This is a genomic window from Streptomyces sp. NPDC023723, from assembly GCF_040639815.1.
GTDB lineage: Bacteria > Actinomycetota > Actinomycetes > Streptomycetales > Streptomycetaceae > Streptomyces.
The window spans coordinates 282,792-308,425 of sequence record NZ_JBFAAP010000003.1; the positions used below are offsets into that span (position 1 = coordinate 282,792).

Here is a 25,634-nt window from a genome sequence, read left to right on the forward strand (position 1 = left end):
GGAGGCACCTTTTGTACACGCGGGAGCTCGGAGCACCGGGCTGAGAGGGCGCTGACCTCCGTCCCAGCGATGTTTCACGGGAAACATCACCGAAGTTGGGTGATGTTCCCCACGAAGCGTCGGCAGACGGATACCGCTGCGTCGACCGCCGAACCTGTTACCGGGTAATGCCGGCGTAGGGAGTAGGTCTCATGACCATCAGGGACGCACGCACGCCTGCCTCCGTTCAGAACGAGGCCGGGAAGTCCATCGGCTGGCACAAGGCGTATGTCGAGGGTTCGCGCCCCGGCCTGCGGGTGCCGGTCCGTCAGGTGCACCTCACCAACGGGCAGTCGGTCACCCTGTACGACACCTCGGGCCCGTACACCGACCCGCTCGTCGACACCGATGTGCGCCGGGGGCTGCCCCCGCTGCGCGAGAACTGGATCATCGCCCGCGGTGACACTGAGGAGTACCCGGGCCGCCCCGTCCGCCCCGAGGACGACGGCGTCAAGCACACCTCGCCGCGCGGCGGTCTGCGCAACCTGGACGCGGTCTTCCCCGGTCGCCCCCGCCAGCCCCGGCGCGCCCGCGGCCAACAGGCGGTGACACAGCTCGCGTACGCGCGCCGCGGCGAGATCACCCCGGAGATGGAGTACGTGGCCGTCCGGGAGAACGTCGCGCCGGAGGTCGTACGCGAGGAGATCGCGGCGGGCCGGGCGGTCCTTCCGGCCAACGTCAACCACCCGGAGATCGAGCCGATGATCATCGGCAAGCGGTTCCTGGTGAAGGTCAACGCCAATATCGGCAACTCGGCGGTCACGTCCTCCATCGAGGAGGAGGTCGAGAAGATGACCTGGGCGACCCGCTGGGGCGCCGACACGGTCATGGACCTGTCCACCGGCCGCAACATCCACACCACCCGCGAGTGGGTGCTGCGCAACTCCCCCGTGCCCATCGGCACGGTCCCGCTCTACCAGGCACTGGAGAAGGTCGACGGCCGGGCGGAGGAGCTGACCTGGGAGGTCTACAAGGACACGGTGATCGAACAGGCCGAGCAGGGCGTGGACTACATGACGGTCCACGCGGGCGTACGCCTGCCGTACGTGCCGCTGACCGCCAACCGGAAGACCGGCATCGTCTCGCGCGGCGGCTCGATCATGGCGGCCTGGTGCCTGGCGCACCACAAGGAGTCGTTCCTGTACGAGCACTTCGAGGAGCTGTGCGAGATCCTCGCCGCCTACGACGTCACGTACTCGCTCGGCGACGGTCTTCGGCCGGGGTCGATCGCGGACGCCAACGACGAGGCGCAGTTCGCGGAGTTGCGCACGCTCGGGGAACTCAACACGATCGCCAAGCGTTTCAACGTACAGACCATGATCGAAGGCCCGGGACATGTCCCGATGCACAAGATCAAGGAGAACATCGACCTTCAGCAGGAGATCTGCGATGAAGCTCCGTTCTATACGCTCGGCCCGCTGACCACCGACGTCGCGCCGGCCTACGACCACATCACCTCCGGCATCGGTGCCGCGATGATCGCCTGGTGGGGCACGGCGATGCTCTGCTACGTCACGCCCAAGGAGCACCTGGGCCTGCCCAACCGGGACGACGTGAAGACCGGGGTCATCACCTACAAGATCGCCGCGCACGCCGCCGACCTCGCCAAGGGACACCCGGGCGCGCAGGAGTGGGACGACGCGCTGTCCGATGCCCGGTTCGAGTTCCGGTGGGAGGACCAGTTCAACCTCGCCCTCGACCCGGACACGGCACGGGAGTTCCACGACGAGACGCTGCCGGCCGAGCCTGCCAAGACGGCGCACTTCTGCTCGATGTGCGGGCCGAAGTTCTGCTCGATGAAGATCTCCCAGGACATCCGCCGCGAGCACGGTGGCGGCAAGGGGGAGATCGAGGCGGGCATGGCGCAGAAGTCGAAGGAGTTCGCGGAGGCGGGCAACCGCGTCTATCTGCCGATCGCGGACTGACCCGGCTGGCCCGGCTGACTCGACCGACCGGCTGACTCGGCCGACTCGACCGATCCGGCCGACCCGGGCTGACCCGGGGTGCCCCGGCTGACCCGGGGTGCCCCGGTCGACCCGCCGGCCAACCCGGCCGACCGGTCCGGTGAGTGGCGGGAGAGGGAAGTCCTCCGGTCCCGGTGCGCCACCGACGTGCGCTCCCCCTGGGCGGGACCCGCCCGCCGGGGAGCGCACACCGGTGGTCACTCGGGCCGGTGCTCCGGGCCGCCGAAGTCCGGGCTGGAGTAGTCCGGGCTCGAGTAGCTCGGGCGTGGACCGGCGGTGGATCCTTCGTCGGGGCTGGAGAAGCCGGGGCGGCCATAGCCGAGCTGCGGCATCCGGCCGGCCGGTGCGGACGGCCCCGTACCGCCCGGCGCCGACGCCGCCGCCGGATCGGCCAGGGCGTCCCGCAGGAACGGCACGATGCCCTGTTCCAGCAGGGCTTCGCGCCAGGCTTCCCTGGCCCGTGTCACCTCCCCGTCGCGTTCGCCGTACGCCGCGGCCTCGGCCGAGGGACGGTTGCGCAGCGCGGTGGTCAGCAGACCGACAGCGGCGACCAGGATCGTGATCGCGGTCAGGGCGCCGAACACCCACCCGGCGGTGAGCATGGTCCGGGCGAACGCCTGCTCCGGGTCGATCATCTTCAGGATGTACCCGACGAGCAGGAAGATCGCGGCGGCCGTACCGGTGAGGACGGGGGCCAGGACCGTGATGACGGCGCCCGCGCCCGCACCCGCGGTCTCGACGACCTCACCCATGGTGGCGGCGAGCCCCATCGAGTGCGTACCGGACTCGGTGGCACCCGGTTCGCGGGCGGACGACGGCGAGGCGGACGACGCCGGCTGGCGCAGTTCCTCGCGGACCTTCACATAGTGCTGGTACTCGGTCGCCGCCGCCGCGGTGATCAGGGCGGTGGCGCTGAGCGCCATGGTGCGCAGTTGTTCCGAGTTGAGCCGCTGTCCCACAGCGGCCAGTTCCGGGCGGTGTGGTGCGGAGCGCAGCGCCTCGTTGAGAACCCGCTCGTACTCTTGGCGGTCCTCGCTCAACAGGTGCTGCGGAACGCTGTTCATGTGCATCCCCCGATGCTCCGTAGGGCTTGGGGCTCGCATGCCAACGAGCCGTCGGGCAGAAACGGAGGGGAGCCTGCTACGGATAAGCCGATGGTAGAGCGGTGACGGCGCGGGGTGACAGGGGGTTTCCAGAAATTGGGTGCCGGCCCGGACATCCGCCAAGTGGGCCCGGACCGCCCGGGAAGCCCTCAGTCGGTCATCGGCAGTTGCTGGACCAGCAGTTTTCCGGCCATGGTCACGCCGCCGTCCATCGCGATGGCGAGTCCCTCGGCGTAGACATGCGGTCCTTCGACCGTCGGACCGGAGTTGTCCTCGCCGTCCTCGGAGCCGACCTCACCGAGCAGATACGGGATGGGGCTGTGCCCGTGCACGATGCGGGTGCCGCCGTATGTGCCGAGCAGCGAGCGCACGGCGTCGGCGCCGCCCTCGTCGCGGAAGGAGAAGCGCTTGGTGAACTTGCGGAACAGGTCCCACACCTCGTCCGCGTCATTGCGGGTGAGCGCCTCGTGGATGGTGTCGTTGACCTCTTCGATGGAACCGCCGTAGTCGAGGTAGGCGGTGGTGTCGGAGTGCACGAGGAGGTGGCCGTCGACCTCCTCCACGGCGTCCAGGCGGGCCATCCACTGAAGGTGGTGGTCCTGGAGGCGGTCCATGTCGGTCTTCTGGCCGCCGTTGAGCAGCCAGGCCGCCTGGAAGGTGGCGGTGCCCGCGCCCGAGTTGACGGGTGTGTCGCCGAACCGCTTTGCGCCGAGCAGCAGCAGCTCGTGGTTGCCCATCAGCGCCTTGCAGTAGCCGCCGGCCGCGGCGGCCTCGGCGGACAGCCGCATCACCAGGTCGATGACACCGATGCCGTCCGGGCCGCGGTCGGTGAAGTCGCCGAGGAACCACAGGCGGGCGGTGCCGGCGCACCACTGGCCGTCGGCGTCGATCAGGTCCTGCTCCTGGAGCGCGGCCACCAGCTCGTCGAGATAGCCGTGCACGTCGCCCACGACGTACAGCGGCCCGGGCCCCGTGGCGGGCTGTCCCACCGGGGCCGGTACGGGCTCGACGGCCACCTGCGCGGTCGGCGCGGTGTCCTGTCCGTCGACGACGGGCAGGTCGCGCTCGGTGGGGGGGTACCCCTGCGGCGGGGCCTGTTCGGGCGCCGGGGCGACGTCACCGGGGTGCGCGCCCTGGCCGTACGGACCGGTCTCGTGGACGTACGCGGGCACTCGGAAGTCGCGCAACGTCGCCGTCCGCTCCACCTCGGGTCCCTGACCGGCCCCCTGAGTCATCGACCCCTCCACCATCGCGCCGCTGCTGCACCGCTTCGGACTGCCTGGTCGCAGCGGCCCGCGGTGTCGTGGGCCCATCATAGGAATGCGGATCGCGCTGTGTGATGACCCAGGGGTGGTGAATCGGAACAGGTCCCCGTCAGGACGCGGTTTTCGCCCCGATTGGCCCGCTCTTCGCCCGCCCCTCAGTCACCTCACGGTCACCTCTTGACCGTCCTTCCCCGTCCGTTCCGCCGCCAAGCGGACGGGTCCTGCTGGGCCTGTCCCGCTGTCGAGGAGACGGTTCCTACTGGCCCTCGGGAGAGCGCGGCGGGCTGACCGTCGTGCGCGGCGGCCGGCGCTGGGAGGAGGTCCGCACAATCAGTTCGGTCGGTATCACCTGCTCGACCGGCTGGTTCGACTCGACGCTCTCGATGGCGTCGATGAGCAGCTGCACCACGGCCGTGCCGATGCGGCGCGGCTTGAGCGACAGGGTGGTGATGGGCGGCTCGGTGGCGGCGTACACAGTGGACTCGCTGCAGCAGACCAGCAGCAGGTCGTCGGGGACGCGCAGCCCGTAGCGGCGGGCCGCGGCGAGCAGGTCGGTGCCGTTGGGGTCGAAGAGGCCGTAGACGGCGTCCGGCCGGTCCGGACGGGCCAGCAGCCGGTCGGCGGCGACGGCGCCCGCGCACGGGTCGTGCGCCGGGTAGGCCTCGTAGACCGGGTCCTGGCCGACCCGCTCGCACCAGCGCAGGTACGCGGTGGTCGACAGGTGGGTGTAGGTGTCGGTGGTGGTGCCGGTGAGCAGGCCGATGCGGCGGGCGCCGGCGTCGGCGAGGTGGTCGAGGATGCCGAGGACGGCCGCCTCGTGGTCGTTGTCCACCCAGGCGGTGACCGGGAGCGCGCCGGCCGGGCGGCCGTCGGAGACGACCGGCAGGCCCTGGCGGACCAGTTCGCTGACGACCGGGTCCTGGTCGGAGGGGTCGATGACGACCGTGCCGTCCAGGGCGACGTTGGACCACACGTCGTGGCGGGAGGTCGCGGGGAGGATGACCAGCGCGTAGCCGCGCGCGAGCGCGGCCGACGTGGCGGCCCGCGCCATCTCGGCGAAGTAGGCGAACTCGGTGAAGGTGAAAGGTTCATTCCCGTACGTCGTCACCGTCAGGCCGATCAGTCCCGACTTGCCGGTACGGAGGGTGCGGGCGGCGGCCGACGGCCGGTAGCCCAGCCGGTCGGCGACCTCACGGACATGGCGTCGGGTGGCGTCCGGGAGCCTGCCCTTGCCGTTGAGGGCGTCGGAGACGGTTGTGATGGAGACTCCGGCGGCGGCGGCTACGTCTCTGATGCCCGCCCGGCCCGGCCGGCTGCCTCGACGTGAGGTTTCCGCGCGGCTCACCTGGTGCTTCCCTGCTGCTGTCATGGCGAGCCGATAGTAGGGCTCATGCAGTGGGGTAGGGCGGACGCATATGCGCGCGTTGACAGGCACGTTTCTGCATGGCGGGATGGGGTCAACTTCCTTGGAAAGCATGTCAGTTAGGTGATCTGACCCCCGGACGTGGTGTGTCGGCGCGTGCGGGCCTGCCAAGAGTGCGATGTTGCGAAGAGGTCTCAACTCACCACTACGGGGGACGCGCGCCACGGCGCAAGCCACCGGCGCGTAGATATATGTAGGGCGCGCCCCCGGAACGTACGCCTTCGGGTGCCGATGCCCCTGATGTCGGTGCGACTCGGTCCGCTTCCGGCTCGCCCTCGGTCCGGCCGCGGTTCTATCCATGTCCGGCCTCGGTCCGCTCTCGGTCCGCTCTCGGTCCGGCCTTGGTGTGACCGAGCAGCCCGTCCTCGACCGTACGCACCGGAGCCGAATCCTCATAAGGTGAGAAGTATTCGATGCCGGTGGTGGTCACGAGGAGGACTGCGGTGAGCGAGACGAGCCCGAAGCTGCGCGCCGAGCTGGAGGGGATCCCCACCTACAAGCCGGGCAAGCCCGCGGCGGCGGACGGGCCGGTGGCCTACAAGTTGTCCTCCAACGAGAACCCGTACCCGCCGCTGCCGGGCGTGATGGAGACCGTCATGGCGACGGCCGGTGCCTTCAACCGCTACCCCGACATGGCCTGTACGGGGCTGATGGCGGAGTTGTCCGAGCGGTTCGGTGTCCCGGTCTCCCACCTGGCCACCGGCACCGGTTCGGTGGGTGTGGCCCAGCAGCTGGTCCAGGCGACGGCGGGCCCCGGGGACGAGGTCATCTACGCCTGGCGGTCCTTCGAGGCGTACCCGATCATCACGCGGATCAGCGGCGCCACGGCGGTCCAGGTGCCGCTGACCGAGGGTGACGTGCACGACCTGGACGCGATGGCCGACGCGATCACCGACCGGACCCGGCTGATCTTCGTCTGCAACCCGAACAACCCGACCGGCACGGTGGTCGGGCGCGAGGAGCTGGAACGGTTCCTGGACCGGGTGCCCGGCGATGTGCTGGTGGTGCTGGACGAGGCGTACCGCGAGTTCATCCGTGACCCCCGGGTGCCGGACGGCGTCGAGCTGTACCGCGAGCGGCCCAATGTCTGTGTGCTGCGGACCTTCTCCAAGGCGTACGGGCTGGCCGGGCTCCGGGTCGGGTTCGCCGTGGCCCATGAGCCGGTGGCGGCGGCGCTGCGCAAGACTGCGGTGCCGTTCGGGGTGAGCCAGATCGCACAGGAGGCGGCGATCGCCTCGCTGCGTGCCGAGGACGAGCTGCTGGGCCGGGTCGGTTCGCTGGTGTGCGAGCGCACCCGGGTGGTCGAGGGGTTGCGGGCCCAGGGCTGGACGGTGCCGGAGACGCAGGCCAACTTCGTGTGGCTGCGGCTGGGGGAGCGCACGGTCGACTTCGCCGAGGCGTGCGAGCGGGCCGGCGTGGTGGTCCGGCCGTTCCCGGGTGACGGGGTGCGGGTGACGGTGGGGGAGAACGAGGCGAACGACATCTTCCTGAAGGTGGCGGAGGGGTACCGCAAGGGGCTGTGACCCGCACCTGCTCCAGCACCTGTTCCCTGCTCCCATACGCACCCACCGCCCTCCGCCCACCGCCCACTGCCCAGAGGCCCGTTTCACGTGAAACGGGCCTTTTGCGTTGGGGTTGACGTCACAGGGGACCCCCCTTCCAGCGTCGAAAAGCAGTAGGTCATAATTGCTTGTGAATGTGAACGCGTTCACAAGCGTGTCGGATCGCTCCCGGTATGGGTGTGTCATACACGCACAATCTGCCGCTGACCACGGCGATGTGAGGAGAGTGACGACGTGGACTTGGCCCTGGCGCCGGAGACCCTGGCGCGCTGGCAGTTCGGCATCACGACCGTCTACCACTTCCTGTTCGTACCCCTGACGATCTCGCTGGCCGCGCTCACGGCCGGCCTGGAGACCGCCTGGGTGCGCACCGGCAAGGAGAAGTACCTCCAGGCCACCAAGTTCTGGGGCAAGCTCTTCCTGATCAACATCGCGATGGGCGTGGTCACCGGCATCGTGCAGGAGTTCCAGTTCGGCATGAACTGGTCCGACTACTCCCGCTTCGTCGGCGACATCTTCGGCGCCCCGCTGGCCTTCGAGGCGCTGATCGCCTTCTTCTTCGAGTCGACCTTCATCGGCCTGTGGATCTTCGGCTGGGACAAGCTGCCCAAGAAGATCCACCTGGCCTGCATCTGGATGGTCTCGATCGGCACGCTGCTGTCGGCGTACTTCATCCTGGCGGCCAACTCCTGGATGCAGCACCCCGTCGGCTACAAGATCAACGAGGCCAAGGGCCGGGCGGAGCTGACCGACTTCTGGCAGGTGCTCACCCAGAACACCGCGCTCAACCAGGTCTTCCACAGCTTCTCCGCGGCCTTCCTGACCGGCGGCGCCTTCATGGTCGGCATCGCCGCCTTCCACCTGCGGCGCAAGAAGCACATCCCGGTGATGCGGACCTCGCTCCGCCTCGGCCTGGTCACCCTGGCCGTGGGCGGCCTGCTCACCGCGATCAGCGGCGACACCCTCGGCAAGGTCATGTACGAACAGCAGCCGATGAAGATGGCCGCCGCCGAGGCGCTCTGGGACGGCGAACAGCCGGCGCCGTTCTCCGTCTTCGCCTACGGGGACGTCGACGAGGGCCACAACAAGGTCGCCCTGGAGATCCCCGGCCTGCTGTCCTTCCTGGCGCACAGCGACTTCGACTCGTACGTGCCCGGCATCCACGACACCAACAAGGCCGAGCAGGAGAAGTTCGGCCCCGGTGACTACAAGCCCATCGTGCCGGTGGCCTACTGGGGCTTCCGGTGGATGATCGGCTTCGGAATGGCCTCGTTCTCGCTCGGCCTGGCCGGGCTGTGGCTGACCCGGAAGAAGTTCATGCTGCCGGCCGCCTGGCGCACCGGTGACGACGAGATACCGCATCTGGTCCTGCTGAGGAAGCCGCTCGGCAACCGCCTCTCCCGGCTGTACTGGCTGCTGGCCCTGTGGACGATGGGCTTCCCGCTGATCGCCAACTCCTGGGGCTGGATCTTCACCGAGATGGGCCGGCAGCCCTGGGTCGTCTACGGCCTCTTCCAGACCCGCGACGCGGTCTCCCCCGGCGTCTCGACGACCGAGGTCGTCATCTCGATGACCGCCTTCACCCTGCTGTACGCCGTGCTGGCCGTCATCGAGGTCAAGCTGATGGCCAAGTACGTCAAGGCCGGCCCGCCGGAACTCACCGAGGCCGACCTCAACCCGCCCACGAAGATCGGCGGCGACGTCCGCGACGCCGACAAGCCGATGGCCTTCTCGTACTAGGCGTAAGGGAGCTGCACCGTCATGGAACTGCACGACGTCTGGTTCGTCCTCATCGCCTTCCTGTGGACCGGCTACTTCTTCCTGGAGGGGTTCGACTTCGGGGTCGGTGTGCTGACCAAGCTGCTGGCCCGCGACCGGCCCGAGAAACGGGTGCTGATCAACACCATCGGCCCGGTCTGGGACGGCAACGAGGTCTGGCTGCTCACCGCCGGCGGCGCCACCTTCGCCGCCTTCCCCGAGTGGTACGCCACCCTCTTCTCCGGCTTCTACCTCCCCCTGCTGGTCATCCTGCTGTGCCTGATCATCCGGGGCGTGGCCTTCGAGTACCGGGTGAAGCGGCCCGAGGAGCGCTGGCAGCGCAACTGGGAACACGCGATCTTCTGGACCTCGCTGATCCCCGCGTTCCTGTGGGGCGTGGCCTTCGGCAACATCGTCGGCGGCGTGAAGATCGACCGGGACCTGGAGTACGTCGGCACCCTGGGGGACCTGTTCAACCCCTACGCGCTGCTCGGCGGGCTGGTGACGCTGACGCTGTTCACCTTCCACGGCACGGTGTTCACCGCACTCAAGACGGTCGGCGAGATCCGGGACCGGGCCCGGAAGCTGGCGCTGCGCGTCGGCCTGCTCACAGCCGTGCTGGCGCTGGTCTTCCTGGTGTGGACGCAGGCGGACAGCGGTGACGGCGCGAGCCTGGTCGCGCTGGTGGTGGCCGTCGCCGCACTGGTCGCCGCCCTGGCGGCCAACCAGGCCGGGCGCGAAGGATGGGCGTTCACGCTCTCCGGCGTCACCATCGTGGCCGCCATGGCCATGCTGTTCCTCACGCTCTTCCCGAACGTCATGCCGTCCACGCTGAACCCGGACTGGAGCCTGACCGTCACCAACGCCTCCTCCAGCCCGTACACCCTGAAGATCATGACCTGGCTGGCGGCGATCGGCACCCCCGTCGTCCTGCTCTACCAGGGATGGACGTACTGGATCTTCCGTAAGCGCATCGGCACTCAGCACCTCGCCGACGCCGCGCACTGAGTCCGCGCACTGAGTCCACGCACTGAGTCCGCGCATTGAGTCCGGGCATTGAGTCCGGGCATGAGTCCGGCCGGGGAGTGTTTCACGTGAAACCGATCGATCCACGTCTGCTGCGGTACGCCCGCACCACTCGGCTCTTCCTCGTGGCCGTCGTCGCCCTGGGCGCCGTCGGCGCTGGGCTGGTCATCGCGCAGGCGATGCTCATCGCCGAGATCGTGGTGGGCGCCTTCCAGCACGGTCTGGCGGCCACCGGACTCCGTACTCCGCTGCTGCTGTTGGTGGCCGTCGCCTGCGGCCGCGGTCTGGTGGGCTGGCTCACCGAGCTGGCCGCGCACCGCGCGAGCGCGGCCGTGAAGTCGGAGCTGCGCGGCAGGCTGCTGGCGCGGGCCACCGCGCTCGGTCCCGGCCGGCTCACCGGGCAGCGCACCGGTTCGCTGGTCGCCCTGGCCACCCGGGGAGTCGACGCGCTCGACGACTACTTCTCCCGCTACCTCCCGCAGTTGGGACTCGCGGTGGTCGTGCCGGTCGCCGTGCTGGTCCGGATCGTCACCGAGGACTGGCTGTCGGCGGTCATCATCGTCGTCACGCTGCCGCTCATCCCGGTCTTCATGGCGCTGATCGGCTGGGTCACCCAGTCCCGGATGGACCGGCAGTGGCGGCTGCTGTCCCGGCTGTCCGGGCACTTCCTGGACGTGGTCGCGGGCCTGCCGACACTGAAGGTCTTCGGCCGGGCCAAGGCACAGGCCGAGTCGATCAAGCGGATCACCGGCGACTACCGGCTGGCGACCATGCGGACGCTGCGGATCGCCTTCCTGTCCTCCTTCGCGCTGGAACTGCTCGCCACCCTCTCGGTGGCACTGGTCGCCGTGACCATCGGCATGCGCCTGGTCCACGGCGACATGGCCCTCTACGACGGCCTGGTCGTGCTGGTGCTTGCGCCCGAGGCGTATCTGCCGCTGCGGCAGGTCGGGGCGCAGTACCACGCGGCGGCCGAGGGGCTCGCCGCGGCCGAGGAGATCTTCGAGGTACTGGAGACCCCGGCGCCCGCGCCGGGCACCGGCCCGGTGCAGCGCCGGGGCGCCTTGTCCTTCGAGGGTGTGACGGTGCGGTACCCCGGCCGGGTGGCGGACGCCGTGGCGGACGTGAGCTTCACCGTCGAGCCCGGCGAGACGGTCGCCCTGGTCGGCCCGAGCGGGGCCGGCAAGTCCACCCTCCTCGACGTACTGCTGGGTTTCGTACGGCCGGTGGCGGGACGGGTGACGGTCGGCGGCGCCGATCTCGCCGGGCTGGACCCGGCCGCATGGCACGCCCAGGTGGCCTGGGTGCCGCAGCGCCCGCACCTGTACGCCACCACGATCGCCGAGAACGTACGGCTGGCCCGGTCCGGAGCGGACGACGCCGCCGTCCGCCGGGCGCTGCGGGACGCCGGGGCACTGGAGTTCGTGGACGCGCTGCCCGAGGGGGTCCGGACAGTGCTCGGCGAGGACGGGGCCGGGCTCTCCGCCGGGCAGCGGCAACGGCTGGCGCTGGCCCGGGCGTTCCTTGCCGACCGGCCTGTCCTGCTCCTTGACGAGCCGACGGCCGCGCTGGACGGGGCGACCGAGGCGGAGGTCGTGACGGCGGTACGGCGGCTCGCGGCGGGGCGGACGGTACTGCTCGTGGTGCACCGCCCCGCGCTGCTGGAGGTGGCGGACCGGGTGGTGCGGCTGGCGGCGCCCGAGCCCGAGTCCGGCACGCGGGCCGCGACGGTCAGGCCCACGGCACGGCCGGCAGGGACACCGGCCGGCCCGGCGGGCACCGCGACCGGCAACCCGGACGCCCCGGACCCCGCCCCCGGTGCCCGCCGCGGCGCCCTCGCCCGGGTGCGCGGGATGTCCGCCGGCCGGCGCGGTCGCCTCGGGCTCGCCCTGCTGCTCGGCAGTCTCGCGCTCGGCAGCGCCGTCGGCCTGATGGCGACCTCCGGATGGCTCATCTCGCGGGCCTCCCAGCAGCCGCCGGTGCTGTACCTGATGGTGGCCGTCACGGCGACCCGGACGTTCGGCATCGGACGGTCCGTCTTCCGCTACGCCGAGCGGCTGGTCTCGCACGACGCCGTGCTGCGCATGCTGGCCGACACCCGGGTCGCCGTGTACCGGCGGCTGGAGCGGATCGCGCCCGCCGGACTGCGCGGCAGCCGCCGCGGCGATCTGCTGTCCCGGCTCGTCGCGGACGTCGACGCGTTCCAGGACTACTGGCTGCGCTGGCTGCTGCCGGCCGGCGCCGCGCTGGTCGTCTCCGCCGCCGCCGTCGGCTTCACGGCCTGGCTGCTGCCCGTGGCCGGCGCGGTGCTCGCCGCCGGGCTGCTCGCCGCGGGCGTCGGCGTGCCGCTGGTCACCGGCGCGGTGGCCCGCCGGGCCGAGCGCAGGCTGGCCCCCGCCCGGGGCGCGCTCGCCACCGAGGTCACCGACCTGCTCACCGGCACCGCCGAACTGACCGTGGCCGGCGCCCTGCCCGCCCGCGCCGCCGTCGCCCGCCGGGCCGACGCCACGCTGACCCGGATCGCCTCCCGGGCGGCCACCGCCACCGCGCTGGGCGACGGACTCACCGCGCTGGTCTGCGGGCTGACCGTCGCCGCCGCCGCGCTCGTGGGCGTCCAGGCGGTCGCCGCCGACCGGCTCGGCGGCGTGCTCCTCGCCGTGGTCGTCCTCACCCCGCTGGCCGCCTTCGAGGCCGTCCTCGGCCTGCCGCTCGCCGCCCAGTACCGGGAGCGGGTACGTCGCAGCGCCGAGCGCGTCCACGAGGTGCTCGACGCCCCCGAACCCGTAGCGGAGCCGGAACGGCCCCGGCCGGCGCCCGCGACGCCGTTCCCGGTCGTCGTCAAGGGGCTCGCCGCCCGTCACCCCGGGCAGGACCGGGCGGCCGTGACCGGCCTGGACCTGACGCTGTCCCAGGGCCGCCGGGTCGCCGTGGTCGGGGCGTCCGGAGCGGGCAAGACGACGCTCGCGCAGGTGCTGCTGAGGTTCCTGGACCCGAGCGCGGGGTCGTACACGCTGGCCGGGGTGGACGCCCGCGCCCTGGACACCGACGACGTACGCCGGCTCGTCGGGCTGTGCGCGCAGGACGCGCACCTCTTCGACAGTTCGGTGCGGGAGAACCTGCTGCTGGCCAGGAAGGACGCCGACGAGGCCGCACTGCGCGACGCGCTGCGGCAGGCCCGGCTGCTGGAGTGGGCCGACGGCCTGCCCGACGGGCTCGACACGCTGGTCGGGGAGCACGGGGCGCGGCTGTCCGGCGGCCAGCGGCAGCGCCTCGCGCTGGCCCGCGCGCTGCTGGCCGACTTCCCGGTACTGGTGCTCGACGAGCCCGCCGAGCACCTCGACCTGCCGACCGCCGACGCGCTCACCGCCGATCTGCTGGCCGCCACCGAGGGCCGGACGACCCTGCTCATCACCCACCGGCTGGCCGGCCTGGAGAGCGTGGACGAGGTCGTCGTGCTCGACGCGGGACGGGTCGCGCAGCGCGGCACCTTCGCGGAGCTGGTGGCCGTGCCGGGGCCGCTGCGGTCGATGGCCGAGCGGGAGGCGGCCGCGGACCTGCTGGTGACGGCGGGGTAGCCGGCGGTGCCCTCGACGCCTGAAGTCCGACTTTCCGTAACAAATGGGTCTCATTAGGCTCAAGGCATGCCCGATCCCCCGTCTCCCGATCCCCCGTCTCCCGGCCCCCCGTCTCCCGGTCCCCGGCCGTCCGGGCCGGGAGCCGCCGCCGAGCTGCGCGTCCGGGTGCCGAAGCTGCTGGAGGCGATGCGCTCGGTCGGCAGCGGCCTGGAGCTGCGCTCCACCCTGGAGCGGATCTGCCGGACGGCGGCCGACCTGGCCGACGCGCGGTACGCGGCGCTGGGCGTCGTGGCCGAGGACGCCGAGAACGGTGACGGCCTCGCCTACTTCGTCCACCACGGCGCCGACGAGGCGACCGCCCGCCGGATCGGCCTGCCACCGGACCCGCGTACCGGACTGCTGGGCGCCCTGACCGACGGGCCGGGACCGGTCCGCCTCGCCGACCTGACCGCCGACCTGACCGCCGACCCGCGCGCCGGCGGACTCCCGGGCCGGCACCCGCCGACGCGGGACTTCCTCGGCGTACCCGTACGGGTGCAGGGCGAGATCTTCGGCACCCTGTATCTGGCCGGCAAACGCGGCGACGTGCCGTTCGACGACCACGACCTCGCCCTGGTCCGGGTGCTCGCCACCGAGGCGGGCATCGCCATCGGCAACGCCCGGCTGTACGAGGCCGCCCGGCAGCGGGAGCGCTGGATCGACGGATCGGTCGCCGTCACCACGGCCCTGCTGTCCGGCGCCGACGTGGACGACTCCCTCCAGGTGGTCGCCGAACAGGCGCGCCGGCTCTCCGAAGCCGTCGCCGGGATCGTGCTGCTGCCGGTCGCCGGGGGCGGGATGGAGATCGCGGCCGTCGCCGCGCGGCGGCCCGCGGAGTTCCTGGGCACGGTCGTCCCGCCGCACAGCGGTCTGGTCGCCGATCTGTTCGCCGGACGGTCCACGGTGGTGGACGACGCGGCCACCGACCCCCGGCTGGTCACCGGGATCGCCCGCAGTTACGGGCCCGCGCTGGTGCTGCCGCTGCGCAGCGACGAGCGAGTCCTCGGCGGTCTGGTGATGCCCAGGGCGCGCGGGGAGCGGCCGTTCACGCGCACCGAGCGGGCGCTCGCCGACCGGTTCGCCGCACAGGCCGCGCTGGCCCTGGTGATGGCGGAGGCGCAGCGCGACCGGGAACGGCTCGCCGTGTTCGAGGACCGCGACCGCATCGCCCGTGACCTGCACGAGCTCGTCATCCAGCGGCTGTTCGCGACCGGGATGACGCTGGAGCGCGCCGCGCGCGCCTCGGCCGTGCCCGAGGTACGGGACGGTGTCGGCAGGGCGGTGGCCGAACTCGACGTCACCATCCAGGAGATCCGCTCGGCCATCTTCGCGCTGCGGCAGCCCGCCGATGCTCCGCCGGGGCTGCGCACCCGTGTGCTGCGGGAGATCACCATGGCCGCCGTGCCGTTGGGCCACACCCCCGCGCACCGCTGTGTCGGGCCGGTCGACAGCGCGGTCGGCGAGGAGACCGGCCGCAATCTCGTGGCCGCCCTGCGCGAGGCGCTCTCCAACGCCTACCGGCACGCCCGGGCCTCGCGGACCGAGGTCGTCGTCGACGCGACGGTGACCCTGTCCGACGGCCGGCCGGGCGTCCGGCTGACCGTCGCCGACGACGGCGTGGGCCTCCCCGAGGGCGGCCGGCGCAGCGGCCTGCGCAACCTGGAGCGCCGCGCGCGGGCCCTCGGCGGTTCCAGCCGGACGGGTCCGGGCATCGGGGCCAAGGGTGCGGGCACCACCGTCGTGTGGGAAGCGCCGTACTGAACCCGGGAGGGGTTTTCGGGGGCGCGGTTGCCCCGTGTGCAGCAACCGCTCCCCCAGCCGTACGAGCTGAACATGACCCGGAGGGGCCGCAGGGTCCACGATCACTGGCATGCGCTCATCCCGCCGACATCCGCTGCTCGTTCCGGTGCTGCTGTGCGCACTCGCCGTACTGGCCGCCCGTCCCGGCTCGGACGGGGACGCCGGTCCCGGCTCCGAGGCCGGCGCGGAGGTGGTCCGGCTCTACCAGGACGCCGCCGCGGCGACCCGGCGCTACGAGGACGGGCGGCGCGCGGCGGAGGTCCGGCGGGCGGCGGCAGAGCGGGCCGAGGAGCTGCTGGAGCGTCAGCGCCGGGAGATCGCCGTCCTCAACGAGGACCTGGGCCGGATCGCCCGCGCCCAGTACCGCGGCGGGGGCGGGCTGCCGCTCACCGCGCGGATGCTCCTCGCGGACGACCCCGACCAGCTGATGCGCGGTCAGCGTGCCGTGGCGCGGGCGAACCGCACCGTCGGCAACGCCCTCGGCCGCAGCCGGCGGGCCGAGGCCCGGCTGGCCGCGGACCAGGCGAAGGCCGAGGCGGCCTGGCGGGAGCTGGACCGGCGCACCACCGAACTCGCCGTCCTCAAGCAGGACATCGAGCGCAAGCTGGCGGCGGCCCGGTCCAAGCTCCAGGGCCGGGCCGAGGCGTCGGCCGCCGCCGGGTCCTGCCCCGGCGCCGTCCGGCTCGACCAGTCGGCGGCCCGGCTCGGCCAGGACTGGGTGGCGCCGGTGGAGACGTACGACCTGTCCGCGTCCTTCGGCAGCGGCGGAACGCGGTGGGCGAACCGGCACACCGGGCAGGACTTCGCGGTGCCGGTCGGCACGCCGGTGCGGGCGGTCGGCGCCGGGCAGGTGGTGAAGGTGTCGTGCGGCGGCGCCTTCGGCATCCAGGTCGTCCTCCAGCACGCCGGCGGGTACTACACGCAGTACGCGCATCTGGCCGGCGTCGCCGTCGACCAGGGCGACCGCGTCGAGGCTGGCGAGTGGATCGGGCAGTCGGGCAGCACCGGCAACTCCACCGGACCGCATCTGCACTTCGAGGTGCGGGTCACCCCGGAAATGGGCTCGGCGCTGAACCCGGTGCCCTGGCTGGCGCAGCGGGGCGTGACGATCTGACCGCCACCTCGCACCCGATCGCCGCCTTGGCCGTGACTCGTGTCAGGCGGTCCGCGCGAGCAGCCGTTCGATGACGAGGGCGACCCCGTCGTCGTTGTTGGCGACCGTCCGCCCCGAGGCGGCGGCGACCGCGTCCGGGTGGGCGTTGCCCATCGCGTAGGACTGCCCCGCCCAGGTGAGCATCTCCACGTCGTTCGGCATGTCCCCGAAGGCGACGACCTCTTCGTGCGAGATGCCGCGCTCGGCGCAGCACAGGGCGAGCGTGCTGGCCTTGGAGACGTCCGGGCCGCTGATCTCCAGCAGGGCGCTGGGGCTGGACCGGGTGATGTTGGCGCGGTCGCCCACGGCGAGGCGGGCCAGGGTGAGGAAGGCGTCCGGCTCGATGGTGGGGTGGAAGGCGAGGATCTTGAGCACCGGCTCGTGGGGCGCCGGGCCGTCCGGCCCCAGCAGCTCCTCGGCCGGCCGGAGCACGTCGGGGACCTCCAGGTGCATCTTCGGATACTCCGGCTCCTGGTTGAAGCCGTACGTCTGCTCGACCGCGTACACCGTGCCGGGCGCCGCCTCGCGCAGCAGCCGTACGGTGTCCAGGGCGTTCTCCCGGGCCAGGCCCCGCACCTTCACGAACCGGTGGGCGCCGGGGCCGCCGTGCAGGTCGACCACGGCGGCGCCGTTGCCGCAGATGGCGAGGCCGTGGCCGTGCACATGGTCGCTGACCACGTCCATCCAGCGCGCGGGGCGGCCGGTGACGAAGAAGACCTCGATGCCCGCCTGCTCGGCCGCGGCCAGCGCGGCGACCGTGCGGGGGGAGACCGACTTGTCGTCGCGCAGCAGGGTTCCGTCGAGGTCGGTGGCGATGAGCCGGGGGCGAGCGGCGGCGGCCGGGGTCTGGGGCTGTCGAGTCGCTGAGGTCACCGGGCCATTGTCACGCAGCGGCCCGCACGGGCGTGCGGGAGTCCGCCCATCTGTGAGGTACGGCTCTCATCGGGCCGACCGCCCGTGTGAGCGGAAAACCTGTGTGAGCGACACCCGTGTGAGCGAGACCCGTGTGGGCGGAAAGCCGTGTGGGCGGAAAGCCGTGTGGGTGGAAAACCATGTGGGTGAGAACACGGTGGGAGCCGGTGCGGGCGGGACATCAGGCCAGCTGGGCCGGCGCCTCCATGGCGATCCGCTCGAAGACCTTCTCGTCCGTGGCGAAGCCCGAGTCCGGGATCGGCCAGTGCACGACGATCTCGGTGAAGCCCAGCTCCCGGTGGCGTCCGGCGAAGTCCACGAACGCGTCCAGGGAGCGGAGCGGCTCGTTGCGGTCCGGGGTGAAGCCGGTGAGCAGCACCTTGTCCAGCTCGTCCGCGTCACGGCCGAGCTCGGCACAGGCGTCGGCCAGCCGCTCCGCCTGCGTCCGCAGTGCCCGTACCGACTGCTCTGGGGTGCCCTCCTCGAACAGCTTCGGGTCGCCGGTGGTCACCCACGCCTGTCCGTACCGGGCGGCCAGCCGCAGCCCGCGCGGACCGGTCGCGGCCACCGCGAACGGCAGCCGGGGCCGCTGCGCACAGCCCGGGATGTTGCGCGCCTCGTGGGCCGCGTAGAAGTCGCCCTCGAAGGAGACCGCGTCCTCGGTCAGCAGCCGGTCGAGGAGCTGGAGGAACTCGGCGAACCGGTCGGCCCGTTCGCGCGGCGTCCAGGGCTCCTGGCCGAGCGCGGTGGCGTCGAAGCCGGTGCCGCCCGCTCCTATGCCCAGCGTGATCCGTCCGCCGGAGATGTCGTCGAGGGAGATCAGTTCCTTGGCGAGGGTCACGGGGTGCCGGAAGTTCGGTGAGGTGACCAGGGTGCCCAGCCGCATCCGCTCGGTGGCCGCCGCGGCGGCGGTCAGCGTCGGTACGGCACCGAACCAGGGGCCGTCGCGGAAGCTGCGCCAGGACAGATGGTCGTAGGTGTACGCGGCGTGGAAACCGAGCTGCTCGGCCCGGGTCCAAGTGGCACGGCCGCCCTCGTGCCAGCGGCGGTGGGGGAGGATCACGGTGCTCAGGCGCAGACTCATGGCACCGAGCCTAAGCGGCGCCGCCTGTTTCACGTGAAACACCCGCCACGCGAGGACCGGCGTCAGGAGAAGCGCAGATACTCCGGCGGTACCGCCGGCGTCAGCCACACCCCGTTGGCGCTGACCTGGAAGACATGGCCGTCGCGGTGCATCGCGGCGGCGTCCACCGGCAGCACCACCGGACGGCCGCGGCGGGCGCCGACCCGGGTGGCGGTCTCCCGGTCCGGTGAGAGATGGACGGCGTGCCGGTTCATCGGCCGGAGTCCTTCGGCCCGGATGGCGTCCAGGTGGCGGGCGACCGTGCCGTGGTAGAGGTACGGCGGCGGGGTCGCCGGGGGCAGGCCGAGGTCGACGTCGACGCTGTGGCCCTGGCTGGCGCGGATGCGGGTGCCTTCGACCGCGAAGCGCCGCTTGTCGTTGGTGGCGACCACGTGGTCCAGCTCCTGGCGGGAGAGGGGAAAGCCGTGGGCGGCGACCGCGGCGAGGAGCGCCTCGATCTCCACCCAGCCGCTCTCGTCGAGGGTGAGCCCGATCCGCTCTGGTTGGTGCCGCAGATGCTTGGACAGGTACTTCGACACCTTTACGGTGCGTCTGTCGTCGGTGCTTTCCTTGGTTCTCTTGTCTGGTTCGTTCATGCGACCAGCGTGCCGAATGAGATGCGCGTCACGCGAACGATTTCCGCGGTGAGGTTTGGTCCACAGCCAAGGGGCGTTATCCACAGGCCGGTTGGGGATTACTGTGGAGAACTGCGGCTTCACAGCGGCGGATTGCCCCGGGCGAGCGCACGCGTCGCCCCCGGCAGGAAGCGGGACAGCAGCCGTGCGCCACGGGCCTCCGGTGTGACCGGGACGACGGCCCGGTCGCGTACCACCGCCTCCAATATCGCGTCGGCGACCTTCCGCGCCGGGTAGTTCCGCAGCCCGTACAGCCGTGCCGTGCGCCGTCGCCGGCGCTGCTCCTCGTCGGCACCGGCGCCGGCGAACCGCGCGGTGGCGGTGATACCGGTGTCCACGAGACCGGGGCAGACGGCTGTGACGCCGATGCCCTTCCCGGCCAGTTCGGCGCGCAGGGACTCGCTCAGCATCAGCACCGCCGCCTTGGAGGCACCGTAGGCGGGCAGCAGACGCGAGGGCTGGTACGCCGCCGCCGAGGCGACGTTGACGATGTGCCCGCCCTGCCCGCGCTCGGCCATCGGCCGTCCGAAGAGCCGGCAGCCGTGGATCACACCCCACAGGTTGACCCCGAGAACGTCCCGCCAGTCCTCCGGCGTGGTGTCGAAGAAGGACCCCGACAGGCCGATGCCGGCGTTGTTCACCAGGACGTCCAGCACGCCGTACTCGGCGGCGACCTTCCCGGCGAGCTTCTCCATCGCCTGCTCGTCGGAGACATCGGTGGTCTCGGCCCAGGCGGCCGGCGCGCCCGCCGCCCGGGCCCGCTCGGCGGTGTCCTGGGCGGCCGCGCCGTTCCGGTCGACGGCGACCACGCGCGCGCCCGCCGTGGCGAACGCCAGCGCCGTGGCCCGCCCGATGCCGCCGCCCGCCCCGGTGACCAGCACGAGCTGCCCGCCGAACCGGTCGGCGTACTTCCCGCGCCCGGCGACCTCGACGCGCTTCCCACCCAGCCCCGCGCTCTCACTCAGCCCCGCGCTCCCACTCAGCCCCGCGCTCTCACTCAGCCCCGCTCTTCCGCCCAGCCTCGCGTTCCCACTCAACCCCGCCCTCGCGCCCAGCCCCGCCCTCGCGCCCAGCCCCGCCCTCGCACCCAGCCCCGTGCTCCCGTGCACCCCCGCGCTCCCGGCCCGCCCGTCCTCCACCCCCCTGTCTTCCCTGTCCTCGACAGCGGTCACGAACTCCCCGATCCACCCCGCCAGCAGATCCGGCCGGGTGCGCGGCACCCAGTGCCGGGCGGGCAGTGTGCGCCGGACCAGCCGCGGAGCCCACCGCTCCAGGTCGTCGTAGAGGTGCTCGGAGAGGAACGCGTCCCCCAGGGGCGTGACGAGCTGCACCGGCGCGTGGGCGTACGCGTCGGCGCGCGGGCGGCGCAGCCGGGGCCGTACGTTGTCCCGGTAGAGCCAGGCGCCGTGCGCCGCGTCGGCGGGCAGGGACGCGGTGGGGTAGCCGTCGGCGGGGGTCTTCTCCAGGCGGCGCAGGAGGCCGGGCCAGCTCGCGCCGAGCGGGCCGCGCCAGGCCAGTTCGGGCAGCACCGGCGTGTGCAGCAGGCAGACGTACCAGGACTTGGTGCCCTGGCCGAGGAGCTGGGCGGCCCGGCGCGGGGTGGGCCGGCGCAGCCGCTCGGCGATCCAGTGCCCGAAGTGGTCCAGGGACGGCCCCGACATCGAGGTGAGGGACGCGATCCGGCCCCGGGTGCGCTCCACCGTGACGAACTCCCAGGACTGCACCGAGCCCCAGTCGTGGCCGACCAGGTGCACCGGACGGTCCGGGCTGACCGCGTCCGCGACGGCCAGGAAGTCGTCCGTCAGCTTCGCCAGCGTGAACCCGCCGCGCAGCGGTTCCGGCGCCGTGGAGCGGCCGTGGCCGCGGACGTCGTAGGCGACCACGTGGAAGTGCTCGGCGAGCCGGGCCGCCACCAGCGACCACACCTCCTTGCTGTCCGGGTAACCGTGGACGAGGACGACCGTGGGGCGGTCGGGGCCCGGAGCGCCCAGTTCCGCCACGCACAGGTCGATCCCGCCGGTCCGCACCCGGCGCTCGCGCGCCCCCTCGAATCCCGTCACGTCTCCTCCGTCCCCGCACGCCGCTGTGCCGCCGCCGAATGTTCCAGTTGTTAGACGAACCGTCAACAGATCGGCCGGAACCGCCGTACCCGCCGTAGCCCCTAGGCAGGGTGCCCCCTAAGGACCCGTACGTCTGAGGTACGACACCAAGACGGCCCTCCGGTCTGACGACCCGGCCGGCCGCCGTCACTACCGTCGACGACGTGACTGTGATCGCGACCGAAAGCCTGAGCAAGCGGTTCCCCCGGGTGACCGCGCTCGACCGGCTGTCCGTGGACATCGGAGCCGGTGTGACCGGACTCGTCGGGGCCAACGGCGCCGGCAAGTCCACCCTGATCAAGATCCTGCTGGGTCTGTCCCCCGCCACCGAGGGCCGCGCCGAGGTGCTCGGCCTCGACGTGGCCAGCAAGGGAGCCGCCATCCGCGAACGGGTCGGCTACATGCCGGAGCACGACTGCCTGCCGCCCGACGTCTCGGCCACCGAGTTCGTCGTGCACATGGCCCGGATGTCCGGCCTGCCGCCCACCGCCGCGCGCGAGCGCACCGCGGACACCCTGCGCCACGTCGGCCTCTACGAGGAGCGCTACCGCCCGATCGGCGGCTACTCGACCGGCATGAAGCAGCGGGTGAAGCTGGCCCAGGCCCTGGTCCACGACCCGCAGCTGGTCTTCCTCGACGAGCCGACCAATGGCCTCGACCCGGTGGGCCGCGACGAGATGCTCGGCCTGATCCGCCGCATCCACACCGACTTCGGCATCTCCGTCCTGGTCACCTCCCACCTGCTGGGCGAGCTGGAACGCACCTGCGACCACGTCGTCGTCGTGGACGGCGGCAAGCTGCTGCGGGCCAGCTCCACCACCGACTTCACCCAGTCCACCACCACCCTCGCCGTCGAGGTCACCGACACCGACGAGCACCCGGACGGCACCCGCGCGGTGCGCGACGCGCTGCACGCGCGCGGGATCACCGTGGAGGACGGCAGCGGCCTGCCGGGCGCCGGGCACGTGCTGCTGCTCACCGCCACCGGCGACGAGACGTACGACCTGGTCCGGGACGTGATCGCCGACCTCGGTCTCGGCCTGGTCCGCATGGAGCAGCGCCGGCACCACATCTCGGAGGTCTTCAAGGACAGCGACGACGCACAGCGCAAGGAGGCGGTCCACCATGGCTGACCAGGCCGATCAGTCCCTGCTGGCCCCGCCGCCGGGCGACCAGACCCGCATCCACAACATCGGCTACCGCGCCTACGACGGCCCCCGCCTCGGCCGCGCCTACGCCCGCCGCTCGCTCTACTCGCAGTCCCTGCGCGGCTCCTACGGACTCGGCCGCTCGGTCAAGTCCAAGGTGCTGCCGATGCTGCTGTTCGTCGTCATGTGCCTGCCCGCCGGCATCATGGTCGCCGTCGCCGTCTTCACCAAGGCGAAGGACCTGCCGGTGGACTACACGCGGTACGCGATCATCCTCCAGGCGGTCATCAGCCTGTACATCGCCTCCCAGGCACCCCAGTCGGTCTCCCGCGACCTGCGCTTCAAGACCGTGCCCCTTTACTTCTCCCGGCCGATCGAAACCTCCGACTACGTCCGCGCCAAGTACGCGGCGCTGGCCTCGGCGCTGTTCGTCCTGACCGCCGCGCCGCTGATCGTGCTCTATGTGGGCGCCCTGCTCGCCAAACTCGACTTCGCCGACCAGACGAAGGGATTCGCTCAGGGACTGGTCTCCGTGGCGCTGCTCTCGCTGCTGTTCGCCGGTATCGGCCTGGTCATCGCCGCCGTCACGCCGCGCCGCGGCTTCGGCATCGCGGCCGTCATCGCCGTCCTGACCATCACCTACGGCGCGGTCTCCACCCTCCAGGCCATCGCCGACGTGCAGGACAGCACCGGCGCCATCGCCTGGATCGGCCTGTTCTCCCCGATCACCCTCATCGACGGCGTGCAGTCCGCCTTCCTGGGCGCCGCCTCCGCCTTCCCCGGCGGCCACGGCCCCGGCACCGCGGCGGGCCTGGTCTACGTCCTCGTCACCCTCGGCCTGATCGCCGGCTGCTACGGCCTCCTGACACGCCGCTACAAGAAGGTGGGACTGTGACCACCCTGAACATCGACCACGTCTCCCGCTGGTTCGGCAACGTGGTCGCCGTCAACGACATCACCATGACCATCGGCCCCGGCGTCACCGGTCTGCTCGGCCCCAACGGCGCCGGCAAGTCCACCCTCATCAACATGATGGGCGGCTTCCTGGCCCCCTCCACCGGCACCGTCACCCTCGACGGACAGCCGGTCTGGCGCAACGAGGCCATCTACCGGCACATCGGCATCGTCCCCGAGCGGGAGGCGATGTACGACTTCCTCACCGGCAAGGAGTTCGTCGTCGCCAACGCCGAACTGCACGGCCTCGGCGCCAAGGCGGCCCAGCGCGCCCTGGCCACCGTCGAGATGGAGTACGCGCAGGACCGCAAGATCGCCACGTACTCCAAGGGCATGCGGCAGCGCGTGAAGATGGCGAGCGCCCTGGTGCACGACCCCTCGCTCCTCCTCCTCGACGAACCGTTCAACGGCATGGACCCGCGCCAGCGCATGCAGCTGATGAACCTGCTGCGCCGCATGGGCGACGAGGGCCGCACCGTGCTGTTCTCCTCGCACATCCTCGAAGAGGTCGAACAGCTCGCCTGGCACATCGAGGTCATCGTCGCCGGACGGCACGCGGCCAGCGGCGACTTCCGCCGCATCCGCCGCCTGATGACCGACCGCCCGCACCGCTACCTGGTCCGCTCCAGCGACGACCGGGCGCTGGCCGCGGCCCTGATCGCCGACCCGTCCACCTCCGGCATCGAGGTCGACCACGCCGAGGGCGCGCTGCGCGTCCAGGCCGTCGACTTCGCCCGGTTCACCGCCCTGCTGCCCAAGGTCGCCCGCGACCACGGCATCCGGCTGCTCACGGTCTCGCCGTCCGACGAGTCCCTCGAGTCCGTCTTCTCGTACCTCGTAGCGGCGTAGGAGGCCGAAGAATGTACGACCCCACAGTCGCCCGGCTCACCTACCGGGCCCTGCTCGGCCGCCGCCGGGCCCTCATCCTGGGCGCCCTGCCGCTGCTGCTGATCGTCATCGCGGTCGCGGTGCGCGCCCTGACCGGCGCCGACGACCAGACCGCGTCCGACGTCCTCGGCGGCTTCGCGCTCGCCACCATGGTGCCGATCATCGGCGTCATCGCCGGCACCGGTGCGATCGGCCCGGAGATCGACGACGGCTCGGTGGTGTACCTGCTGTCCAAGCCGCTCAAACGGCCGACCATCATCTTCACCAAGCTGATCGTCGCCATCGCCGTGACGATGGTCTTCTCCGCGCTGCCCACGCTGCTGGCCGGCCTGATCCTCAACGGCAACGGCCAGCAGGTCGCCGTCGCCTACACGGTCGCCGCCCTGGTCGCCTCCATCGCCTACGCCGCGCTCTTCCTCCTGCTCGGCACGGTCTCCCGGCACGCGGTCGTGTTCGGCCTGGTCTACGCGCTGGTCTGGGAGGCCCTGTTCGGCTCCCTGGTGCCCGGCGCCCGCACCCTCAGCGTCCAGCAGTGGTCGCTGGCGGTCGCCCAGGACATCGCCGGCGGCGAACTGGTCACCTCCGACGTCGGCCTGACCACCGCCACCGTCCTGCTGATCGCCGTGACCGTACTCGCCACCTGGTACGCCGGGCAGAAACTGCGCGCGCTGACCCTGGCCGGGGAGGAGTGAGCGTCAGCCGCCGTCCGCCGCGCGTCGAACTCCAGGCCCTCGTCCCGCTGTTGTCGCGCCGCCGGAACGGGCGGCGCGGAGCCGTCCCGTCGGCCGATCACCCACGGTGTTAATCCAGTGGCGGCCCGCACTGTGCGTCCCGCACACTTGTGTAATGTCCGAGCCGCCGCGTCGCGGGGGCGCCGCAGACCGGGAGAGGAGCGGGGCGATGCCCGGGTACGGCAGTACGTCCAGCTCCCGACAGGGCGGCCCGCGACGGGCTCCGGAGTAGTCACCACCACACTCCGCGCAGCCCGTTTCGCACGGGAAGCCGCCCGGGGCGGCCGCTTCGAGCACGCGGTGCACGGCACTCGCGTGGGCCGCCCACCCGGAGGATTGGCCGAGTGGAAAGGCACCGGCCCGCGCCGCGGGTTTCCGCAGCGCGGGCCGCGGTCGGGCCGGCCGGGCCCGCGCACGTTCGATCCGTGCATCCTCCG

Annotated in this window: 18 protein-coding genes, 1 tRNA gene and 1 riboswitch; of the genes, 12 read left to right on the top strand and 7 right to left on the bottom strand. The window is 72.0% G+C overall.

What is annotated here, in order from left to right; all coding sequences use genetic code 11:
* Nucleotides 1-9: 9 nt before the first annotated feature.
* Nucleotides 10-199, top strand: a riboswitch (TPP riboswitch).
* Entirely contained in the window at nt 192-1,964 is a 1,773-nt protein-coding gene (gene thiC, locus AB0G32_RS06335; protein ID WP_361158906.1) for a phosphomethylpyrimidine synthase ThiC, read from the top strand. It overlaps the preceding riboswitch by 8 nt.
* A gap of 236 nt (nt 1,965-2,200) precedes the next feature.
* On the opposite strand, the gene AB0G32_RS06340 is transcribed toward thiC, so the two are convergent.
* The 3 genes from AB0G32_RS06340 to AB0G32_RS06350 all read right to left on the bottom strand — a co-directional run bounded on the left by AB0G32_RS06340 (nt 2,201) and on the right by AB0G32_RS06350 (nt 5,740).
* Nucleotides 2,201-3,073, bottom strand: a complete 873-nt coding sequence (locus AB0G32_RS06340) for a hypothetical protein (RefSeq protein ID WP_361158908.1) — start codon at nt 3,071-3,073, stop codon at nt 2,201-2,203.
* A gap of 182 nt (nt 3,074-3,255) precedes the next feature.
* On the bottom strand, nt 3,256-4,341 hold the full coding sequence (locus tag AB0G32_RS06345) for a metallophosphoesterase (RefSeq protein WP_361158910.1): 1,086 nt from the start codon (nt 4,339-4,341) through the stop codon (nt 3,256-3,258).
* 286 nt (nt 4,342-4,627) lie between these two features.
* The gene (locus AB0G32_RS06350) at nt 4,628-5,740 is read right to left on the bottom strand and encodes a LacI family DNA-binding transcriptional regulator (protein ID WP_361158913.1); all 1,113 of its coding nucleotides are present in this window, start codon (nt 5,738-5,740) and stop codon (nt 4,628-4,630) included.
* A 497-nt stretch (nt 5,741-6,237) separates the two neighbouring features.
* Between AB0G32_RS06350 and hisC the strand changes: the two genes are divergently transcribed.
* The 6 genes from hisC to AB0G32_RS06380 all read left to right on the top strand — a co-directional run bounded on the left by hisC (nt 6,238) and on the right by AB0G32_RS06380 (nt 16,668).
* Nucleotides 6,238-7,317: a histidinol-phosphate transaminase gene (hisC, locus tag AB0G32_RS06355; RefSeq protein WP_361158916.1), complete on the top strand. Its 1,080-nt coding sequence runs from the start codon at nt 6,238-6,240 to the stop codon at nt 7,315-7,317.
* A 273-nt stretch (nt 7,318-7,590) separates the two neighbouring features.
* A complete protein-coding gene (locus tag AB0G32_RS06360; protein WP_361158918.1) occupies nt 7,591-9,096 on the top strand; it encodes a cytochrome ubiquinol oxidase subunit I in 1,506 nt (501 codons plus the stop codon).
* A gap of 21 nt (nt 9,097-9,117) precedes the next feature.
* Complete coding sequence (gene cydB, locus AB0G32_RS06365) at nt 9,118-10,122, top strand: cytochrome d ubiquinol oxidase subunit II (RefSeq protein WP_361158920.1); 1,005 nt, start codon at nt 9,118-9,120, stop codon at nt 10,120-10,122.
* A gap of 86 nt (nt 10,123-10,208) precedes the next feature.
* On the top strand, nt 10,209-13,715 hold the full coding sequence (cydD, locus tag AB0G32_RS06370; RefSeq protein ID WP_361158922.1) for a thiol reductant ABC exporter subunit CydD: 3,507 nt from the start codon (nt 10,209-10,211) through the stop codon (nt 13,713-13,715).
* A 186-nt stretch (nt 13,716-13,901) separates the two neighbouring features.
* A complete protein-coding gene (locus AB0G32_RS06375) occupies nt 13,902-15,515 on the top strand; it encodes a GAF domain-containing protein (RefSeq protein WP_361159101.1) in 1,614 nt (537 codons plus the stop codon).
* Between the two features lie 109 nt (nt 15,516-15,624).
* On the top strand, nt 15,625-16,668 hold the full coding sequence (locus AB0G32_RS06380) for a M23 family metallopeptidase (protein ID WP_361158924.1): 1,044 nt from the start codon (nt 15,625-15,627) through the stop codon (nt 16,666-16,668).
* 42 nt (nt 16,669-16,710) lie between these two features.
* Here the strand turns inward: AB0G32_RS06380 and AB0G32_RS06385 are convergent, their stop codons facing one another.
* From AB0G32_RS06385 to AB0G32_RS06400, 4 genes are all read right to left on the bottom strand, one after another.
* Nucleotides 16,711-17,580, bottom strand: coding sequence for an HAD hydrolase family protein (locus AB0G32_RS06385; protein WP_361158927.1), 870 nt, complete (start codon nt 17,578-17,580; stop codon nt 16,711-16,713).
* Nucleotides 17,581-17,800: 220 nt separating this feature from the next.
* Entirely contained in the window at nt 17,801-18,703 is a 903-nt protein-coding gene (locus AB0G32_RS06390; protein WP_361158930.1) for an LLM class flavin-dependent oxidoreductase, read from the bottom strand.
* 62 nt (nt 18,704-18,765) lie between these two features.
* On the bottom strand, nt 18,766-19,338 hold the full coding sequence (locus tag AB0G32_RS06395; RefSeq protein ID WP_361158932.1) for an RNA 2'-phosphotransferase: 573 nt from the start codon (nt 19,336-19,338) through the stop codon (nt 18,766-18,768).
* 119 nt (nt 19,339-19,457) lie between these two features.
* Nucleotides 19,458-21,437 carry an SDR family NAD(P)-dependent oxidoreductase gene (locus AB0G32_RS06400; protein WP_361158935.1) on the bottom strand — a complete coding sequence of 660 codons (1,980 nt, stop codon included), beginning with the start codon at nt 21,435-21,437 and terminating at the stop codon, nt 19,458-19,460.
* Between the two features lie 209 nt (nt 21,438-21,646).
* On the opposite strand from AB0G32_RS06400, the gene AB0G32_RS06405 reads away from it, so the two are divergent.
* The 5 genes from AB0G32_RS06405 (at nt 21,647) to AB0G32_RS06425 (ending at nt 25,634) form a co-directional block, all read left to right on the top strand.
* On the top strand, nt 21,647-22,609 hold the full coding sequence (locus tag AB0G32_RS06405) for an ABC transporter ATP-binding protein (RefSeq protein ID WP_361159103.1): 963 nt from the start codon (nt 21,647-21,649) through the stop codon (nt 22,607-22,609).
* Entirely contained in the window at nt 22,602-23,519 is a 918-nt protein-coding gene (locus AB0G32_RS06410; RefSeq protein ID WP_361158938.1) for an ABC transporter permease, read from the top strand. Before AB0G32_RS06405 ends, AB0G32_RS06410 begins: the two co-directional genes overlap by 8 nt.
* Nucleotides 23,516-24,427, top strand: coding sequence for an ABC transporter ATP-binding protein (locus AB0G32_RS06415; RefSeq protein ID WP_361158941.1), 912 nt, complete (start codon nt 23,516-23,518; stop codon nt 24,425-24,427). Before AB0G32_RS06410 ends, AB0G32_RS06415 begins: the two co-directional genes overlap by 4 nt.
* Nucleotides 24,428-24,438: 11 nt before the next feature.
* On the top strand, nt 24,439-25,158 hold the full coding sequence (locus AB0G32_RS06420) for an ABC transporter permease (RefSeq protein ID WP_361158944.1): 720 nt from the start codon (nt 24,439-24,441) through the stop codon (nt 25,156-25,158).
* A 369-nt stretch (nt 25,159-25,527) separates the two neighbouring features.
* Nucleotides 25,528-25,634 (top strand) — tRNA-OTHER (locus tag AB0G32_RS06425).

Excerpts from the sequence above, each read along its gene's own strand:
- AB0G32_RS06345 (WP_361158910.1), bottom strand. The coding sequence starts at position 4,341 with ATGACTCAGGGGGCCGGTCAGGGACCCGAGGTGGAGCGGACGGCGACG.
- AB0G32_RS06380 (WP_361158924.1), top strand. The coding sequence starts at position 15,625 with ATGCGCTCATCCCGCCGACATCCGCTGCTCGTTCCGGTGCTGCTGTGC.
- AB0G32_RS06350 (WP_361158913.1), bottom strand. The coding sequence starts at position 5,740 with ATGACAGCAGCAGGGAAGCACCAGGTGAGCCGCGCGGAAACCTCACGT.
- AB0G32_RS06410 (WP_361158938.1), top strand. The coding sequence starts at position 22,602 with ATGGCTGACCAGGCCGATCAGTCCCTGCTGGCCCCGCCGCCGGGCGAC.
- AB0G32_RS06420 (WP_361158944.1), top strand. The coding sequence starts at position 24,439 with ATGTACGACCCCACAGTCGCCCGGCTCACCTACCGGGCCCTGCTCGGC.
- cydB (WP_361158920.1), top strand. The coding sequence starts at position 9,118 with ATGGAACTGCACGACGTCTGGTTCGTCCTCATCGCCTTCCTGTGGACC.
- AB0G32_RS06375 (WP_361159101.1), top strand. The coding sequence starts at position 13,902 with ATGCGCTCGGTCGGCAGCGGCCTGGAGCTGCGCTCCACCCTGGAGCGG.
- AB0G32_RS06395 (WP_361158932.1), bottom strand. The coding sequence starts at position 19,338 with ATGAACGAACCAGACAAGAGAACCAAGGAAAGCACCGACGACAGACGC.
- thiC (WP_361158906.1), top strand. The coding sequence starts at position 192 with ATGACCATCAGGGACGCACGCACGCCTGCCTCCGTTCAGAACGAGGCC.
- AB0G32_RS06340 (WP_361158908.1), bottom strand. The coding sequence starts at position 3,073 with ATGCACATGAACAGCGTTCCGCAGCACCTGTTGAGCGAGGACCGCCAA.
- AB0G32_RS06390 (WP_361158930.1), bottom strand. The coding sequence starts at position 18,703 with ATGAGTCTGCGCCTGAGCACCGTGATCCTCCCCCACCGCCGCTGGCAC.